Genomic DNA, 5,405 nt, shown 5'->3' with positions numbered 1-5,405 from the left:
GGATATGCCCCGGCAAGCCGGGGCATAGAGTGCGAATTGCGCAAGCGCAATTTGGAATTCCCGCGTAAACGCGGGAATTGAATTCCGTAAACGGAATTCTGACGGGATGTCAATTCGCGCAAGCGCGAATTGAGGGAGTCCCGCAAGCGGGCCTCCTGGGGCTGGCTACGAGGGGCGGTGCATCATGTTGAAGCCTGTGTAGTGTCTGGGAATCTGAGCTGCTACCTAGCAACTGATGTGACGGATCATCAGTCCGACGGGATGCCGGCCAAGCGCAGTGACGGGCTCCGCTGCGCTCCACCCGAACCCATCCCCCACCCTCAAGTGCCCGTCGAACAACCCGGTAACACCCCGTCAGCATACACGCGAAATGAGCGTGGTGGAGCGAGATTCGGTCACGTATCACCCTGGGGTCGGAACCTTGACGTGAAGGTCATGCATCACAGTGATGCACTGTGTAGAGTCTGGAGGTAGCCCGCACCCCCGGAACTGAGATGACCAATCGTTCGGTTGAAATACTCCTCGCCCTTTACGGATCTGAAGCTCGGAGATGGTGATGGATAGCGAAATGATGCAGATGGCTGATGGTGTGGAGAGATGGACGCCTGTGCACCAGGCCGTGGAAATGAGTGACCATGAAGGGCTCACTATTCTGCTGGACGATGGTACGGATCCGAATGAGATGTGTTTTGGACACACTCTGCTCACCCATGCCATAGATGTCGAAGGAGACGGTCATCTTCAGTCAGGTCACCCGTTGAACACAGCTGCCACCGCGATCCTGTTGGCGTACGGCGCCGATCCGCGGCTGCCCGCTGAGGATGGCGAGACTCCTTTGCAGATCGCGCAGTACTACAACCACAAGCCTGCCGAACGTTTGCTCCAGCGCTACCTGACACCCGGTAACGAAGAACCGGAGGCTCCAGGGGAAGACGACGACAGGGGTGGCTGTGAAGCTGCGTGACCACCAGATCGAGGCTGTCAGCGCCATCGTGCGCGGCCTGGATGTTCCGCCGGGCGGGATTCCCGTGAATGGTCTGCGCGGGCAGGTGCACGCCGCGTGCGGCACGGGAAAGACCGTCATTGCGGCGGCGTCGGCAAGGCGGCTTGTGCCCAAGGGGCGCGTTCTCGTTCTGGTGCCGACGCTGGACCTTCTGTCCCAGACGGTGCAGGCGTGGCACGCGGCTGGGCATGCGGGGCCGGCGGTTGCGGTGTGTTCGCTCCAGGACGATCCGGAGCTGTGGGGGCTTCGGGTGCGTTCCACCACGAACCCTGTGCAGCTGGCGCTGTGGCACGGCTCCGGGCCGGTGACCATCTACGCGACGTACGCCAGCCTCGGTGTCCTGGCGGAGGCGTTCGAGGGCCTCTACGGGCAGCAACTGGCGCCGGTGGACCTCGCGGTGGTGGATGAGGCGCACCGGACTTCCGGGTCGATGGGGAAGGCGTGGGCGGAGATCCATGACCAGTCCGTCATCCCGGCGCATCGTCGGCTGTATCTGACGGCGACGCCGCGGATCTGGCAGGAGCGGCTCAACCGGGAGGTTGCCGAGGGGGTGCGCGATCCGCTGCCGCGGGAGATGGCGGCTTCCATGGACGACGAGGCCGTGTTCGGGCCCGTCCTGTACAAGCTGTCGCTCGCATCGGCCGTGTCCCGCGGGCTGCTTGCGCGGTACCAGATCATCGTCCTGGAGCTCCAGGACCCGATCGTCACCCCGGAACGGCTGATGGGCGAGGAACGGCACACCGAGGAAGTGCGCGGGCAGCGCCTCGGAGCCTTGCAGGCCGCGCTCCTGCACACCATGGCGCAGCACGACCTGTCGACGTGCATCACCTTCCACCACCGGACCATAGAGGCACAGGCCTACGCAGAGGGCCTGGAACGCGTGGCGGCGAAGCTGCACGCGGACCAGCCCGAGGCGTACCCCGCTCGGATCTGGGCGGACTGGCTGTGCGGCGAACACATCCCCGAGCACCGGCGGAACGTGCTGGGCTCGTTCGGGACTACGGCGCAGCGGGCCGTCCTCTCCAACTGCCGCGTCCTGGGCGAGGGCGTCGACATCCGCGCCGTGGACTCCGTCGCCCTCCTCGACCCCAAGGGCGCACCCCACGACATCGTCCAAGCCATCGGACGCGCGCTCCGGCAAAAGCCCGGACAAGGGAAACTCGCCTCACTGATCGTGCCGGTATTCCTCCAGCCCGGAGAACAGCCGGAAGACATGTTCACTTCTGGGTCGTACCGGCCCCTGGTGAAGGTTCTTGAGGGATTGCGGGCTCATGATGAAGAGGCCGTCGAACTGCTCGCCATTCCACAGGAACCGCAGAAGGACATGGTGCAGCCCTCCGAGTACATCGGCGCGGCACCGGAGGAAGGCGCGGAAGAATCCCGGCTGCTGCTGCGGTTCGCGGCCCCGAGGGACCCCGTGATGGTCGCGGACTGGGTGTCCTTCAACGTGATCGACACCGAGAAGCAAGACTGGGCCCGCGGCTGGACATCGCTGAAGAAGTTCACCGAACGTGAAGCACACGCCAGGGTTCCATACGGACACAAAGAGGGGGCGTACCCCCTCGGACAGTGGGTCGCGGAGCAGCGACGAGCGTACGGAGCCGGGCAGATGACCGGGCTGCGCGCCCAGCGACTGGAGAAGCTCGGCATGGTCTGGAGCCTGGCCGACGAGCGGTTCCAGGAGAACCTGGAAGCCGCCAAGGCCTACTTCGAAGAGCACTGGACGCTGTGCGCGCCCCGGTCCGCGACCATGCTGGACCGGCCCGTGGGGCAGTGGCTGTCCAACCTCCGCCGACCCAGCGCACTGGACGGGCACCCCGAATGGGAAACGGCGCTGCGAGAGATCGACCCGGACTGGAACCCGGCGTGGCCGGCCGACTGGCAACGCCACTACGCCGCACTACACGAACTCGTACGCGACGAAGACCAGACGGCCGGCGAGACGGAGGTCCTGCCCGGCTTCACCATCCACGGCATGGACATCGGGAAGTGGCTGGCCCGGCAGCGCACCCCGGCGGTCTGGCAGGCCCTGGCGGAGGGGCAGCGCGAGCGCCTGGAGCAGCTCGGCATCGTACCGCTGGCCCCGGCCCCGGAGGCGGAGACGCCCGCGACGCCGTCCACGACGCCCCTGAGCGCCTTCGAGAAGGGCGTGGCGGCCCTGACGCAGTACAAGGCGCGTACCGGCACCATGACCGTCCCCAGGAACCACGTAGAGCGGCTGGAGGACGGGACGGAGGTCAAGCTCGGGGTGTTCCTGAGCAACAGCAAGAGCAGGCGGGCCAAACTCACCACCGACAAACTCGCCGCGCTGGCCGCCCTCGGACTCGACTGGGCGACGTGACGCTGCTCCATTGCCTCAACTCCCGTATTCGTCAGAGTGACGATTATGAGGAGTATGCTGCTGATGAGCAGCTGGTGGTGTCCTCGTCCGTTGGGGCGGGTCACCGGCGTAAGGAGGCATTGGGGTGGGAAGCGAAGAAGCCACGTCGGGCGTTGCGGACAGCCCGGTCGTGGTGACGGCGGGGGATCTCATCGAGCCGTCGATGGCACTGGCGCTCAACATTCACGCAAGCCCGGGCGTGTACGCGCTGTTGCTGGGCTCCGGCATCTCGATCGCATCGGGTGTGAAGACCGGGTGGGGCGTTGTTGAGGACCTGGTCGGGAAGGTGGCCTCGGTACGCGACCCCGGCAACCCCGACGCCCGTACCGATGCCATGGGCGATCCCGACAAGTGGTGGGAGTCCAATTGTGACGAGCCGTTGGGCTACTCCAGTCTCCTGGCCGCCGTGGCACCGAAGCCGGCCTCACGCCAGGCCCTGCTCGCGGGATACTTCGAGCCCAAAGACGGCGACGACGATGGTGACAAGGCCCCGACTGCGGCGCACCGGGCAATCGCGCAGTTGGTCAAACGGGGCAGCATCCGCGTCATCCTGACCACCAACTTCGACCGGCTGATGGAGAGGGCACTGCAGGAGGTCGGTATCTCGCCCCAAGTGGTGCACCGGCCTGAGGCGATCGACGCCATGAAGCCGCTCGCGCACAGCCAGGTCACCGTGATCAAGCTGCACGGTGACTACGCCGACCTGGCTCAGCGCAACACCGTGGACGAGCTGGAGTCCTACCCTGAGACCCAGCAGGGGCTCCTGGAGCGGGTGCTGGATGAGTACGGGCTGATCGTGTGCGGCTGGTCCGCGGACTGGGACACGGCCCTTGTCCGCGCCGTCGAAGGCACCCGCTCACGCCGCTATCCGATGTTCTGGTCCACGTACGGCCAGCTCGGACCCGCAGCACGTCGCCTGACGACCCAGCACAGCGCGGTCATCGTCGAAGGCATGAGCGCGGACGAGCTCTTCACAGGCCTCATGCAGCAGGTTGAAGCGCTGGATCGCCTGTCTGCCGCGCCCATCACTCGCGACCTGGCCGTTGTCCAGCTCAAGCGCGCTCTGCCCGACCCTGTGCGTCGCATCGAACTGTTCGACCTCGTCGACCAGGCTGTCACTCAGATCATTGACGGCAGCACACCGGAGCGCCGACCGATGAGCGCCACGTCCGCCACGTGGGCCGACATCTTCGCGGCTAGCGTCCAGGGTTACCGGGCCGACAGCGACATCCTGCTGCACCTCCTGGCCAACGGCGTCTTCCACGACGATGGCGCCCACGACCAACTGTGGCAACGTGCCGTCGGACGTCTGGTCCGCATGCGCGACACCATGCCGGGCTCGTACAACGAGTATCTGGAGAAGCTGCGCCACCTTCCGGCGCTCCTGGCGACCTGGACGATCGGGGTTGCGGCGGTCCTGAGCCGCCGAGAAGAGCTGCTGGCCAGTGTCCTGACCCGCCCTGAATGGGCATATCCGTCCTCCGGACACCGGCGCCAGGGACCGGCCTGGTATCTCAACCCCCTCCGCGTCATCGAGCCTGAGGGGATCAACAACATAAGCCGCTCGAGCGGCGGAAATGGATGGCTCTATCCCCAGAGTCACTGGCTCAAGGACGAACTGCGGGAGGCCTTTCGGCTCGTCGAACCCAGCGACATCGCCTACCGCGAGGCCTGCTCCCGGTTCGAGTTCCTGGCCTCCATGACCGCCATGGACTCGGACAACGAGGTCTTCGCCTACCCATGGGCAGGTGAGTTCTTCTTGGATTCCTTCTGGGGCTACGACGACGTCGGTCTTACCGCCTCCGTCGAGCGGGAACTCAGCGATTCATGGCCGCTTCTGCGGGCTGGAGCCTTCGGGGGAGATCTCGCACGAGCTCAGGCCGCCCACGCTGCACTCGTCGACTGGCGAGCCAAAAACGCAAGAAAGTGGTGATCCGGGCTGCCGCCCTGACCGGGCCTTCCCAGCGCCCCCGACGCACGGCGCCCGCAGTGGCGGGCGCCACGCCCTCGCCCGAGGGAAGC

General features: G+C 65.9%; 3 protein-coding genes. All 3 read left to right on the top strand.

Features of this window, described 5'->3' with window-relative positions; all coding sequences use genetic code 11:
- Positions 1 to 556: 556 nt before the first annotated feature.
- The 3 genes from ACOZBY_RS21780 (at position 557) to ACOZBY_RS21770 (ending at position 5,316) form a co-directional block, all read left to right on the top strand.
- Positions 557 to 964, top strand: coding sequence for an ankyrin repeat domain-containing protein (locus ACOZBY_RS21780; protein ID WP_422762678.1), 408 nt, complete (start codon positions 557 to 559; stop codon positions 962 to 964).
- Positions 951 to 3,344: a Helicase associated domain protein gene (locus ACOZBY_RS21775; protein WP_422762677.1), complete on the top strand. Its 2,394-nt coding sequence runs from the start codon at positions 951 to 953 to the stop codon at positions 3,342 to 3,344. The genes ACOZBY_RS21780 and ACOZBY_RS21775 overlap by 14 nt, the downstream gene beginning before the upstream one ends.
- A 124-nt stretch (positions 3,345 to 3,468) precedes the next feature.
- Positions 3,469 to 5,316: an SIR2 family protein gene (locus ACOZBY_RS21770; protein ID WP_422762676.1), complete on the top strand. Its 1,848-nt coding sequence runs from the start codon at positions 3,469 to 3,471 to the stop codon at positions 5,314 to 5,316.
- Positions 5,317 to 5,405 lie beyond the last annotated feature (89 nt).

Origin of the sequence: Lysinibacillus sp. NPDC056220 (assembly GCF_049315265.1) — a bacterium.
GTDB lineage: Bacteria > Bacillota > Bacilli > Bacillales_A > Planococcaceae > Lysinibacillus > Lysinibacillus pinottii.
The sequence above is the reverse complement of the archived record's forward strand: the minus strand, read 5'-3'. Positions and strand labels throughout refer to the sequence as shown.